Here is a 1382-nt window from a genome sequence, read left to right as displayed (position 1 = left end):
GATGATTTCCGGTAAAGAAGAAGCAAGGTTGATTTTTTTGGCAGTCAGAAAAGTCATTGACCTTAATTCGCAAAATGCAATGGTGATCGATATAGGTGGAGGAAGTACGGAAGTGGTCATTGGAAACAAGGAGGAAGTGCTTTTTAAAAACAGCCTGAAGCTCGGAGTTTTAAGGTTGTTGGATTGGGTCGGAAATGAAGGACCATTAAACAAAGCCAAACAAGAAGTCCTAAAACAACACATTAGGGATCTTGCAAATAAAACCTTTGAAGAAGCGCGTTTGGTTGGCTATACTAAAGTAATAGGCACATCCGGTACAATAAGGGCACTAGGTGAAGCTGCTTTGGAGTTAAAGGATGTAAACATTGTCAATTCAGTCAATGCTGAAGTTGTCAAGGTGAAAGACCTCGAAAAAATTGTAGACAAGCTTTTGGAATTGCCTGCCGAAAAACGGACAGAAGTCAAAGGTATCAGTGAAAACAGGGTTGACGCCATCCACCTTGGTGGGTTGTTGCTATTGGAATTGCTGAAATTGGCTGATGTAAAAGAGATCACCTTGTCAGATGCTTCACTGCGGGATGGTCTGATCATCGATTATATTGAAAAAAACAGCCAGAAACTTGGAAAACTTGTAGAGGGAAAAAACATCAGGGAACGCTCTTGCCTGCTTATGGCGATGAGGTATGAGACAGACATTGAAGAAAAAAAACACATCAGCAATTTGGCATTAGAACTTTTTGACCAACTAAGTGAAGTACACCGGATGAATGACCAAGCGAGAGAAATTCTCCAAAATGCCTGTCTCATCTATGATTTAGGCCTTTTTATAAATTTTCAGGATTACCAAAAACATTCGGCCTACTTGATTCTCAATGGACGGCTTAGGGGATTCAACAATGAAGAAAGGACCATGCTGTCACTGTTGGCGAGATACCACAGAAAGACAGGTCCAAAAAAGAAACATCGGTCATTTAAACAGTTGCCTACCAAAGAGCGGAATCTTGTTCGGGGGTTGGCAGGGATACTTCGTATTGCAGTTGGTCTGGACAAAACCAAAAACCAATGGGTGGAAAAAGTCCATTGCGAACTTGATCATGAAAAACTGGAAATCAGAATCTTTGGGGATGCAACTATGGATTTGGAAATCTGGGAGGCCCAACGTTTCTCTGATGTATTTGCCAAATACCTGAAAAGGAATGTGGTCGTGGTGAAAGGATAATACCAAAACTTTTCCCAATCTGATTGATCCAAAAATGATGGCAGGGATTTATTGATTCTGGTAACCAAATACCACTTTTTTGAGATCTCCTGTTTCTTCGCCCAAAAGATAAAGTACATATGGTGCAAAAACAATAATCCCTAGGATCATCGCCGCAATCCCC

At 41.0% G+C, this 1382-nt stretch carries 1 protein-coding gene; it reads left to right on the top strand.

Annotation, left to right across the window (positions count from 1 at the left end):
- On the top strand, positions 1-1219 hold a 1219-nt coding region (locus ACZFYI_RS20375; protein ID WP_462525951.1), incomplete at its 5' end, for a Ppx/GppA phosphatase family protein.
- Positions 1220-1382 lie beyond the last annotated feature (163 nt).

It is taken from the genome of Aquiflexum sp., assembly GCF_977115555.1.
Note: the sequence above shows the minus strand (reverse complement) of the source record. Positions and strands in the feature narration are given on the sequence as shown.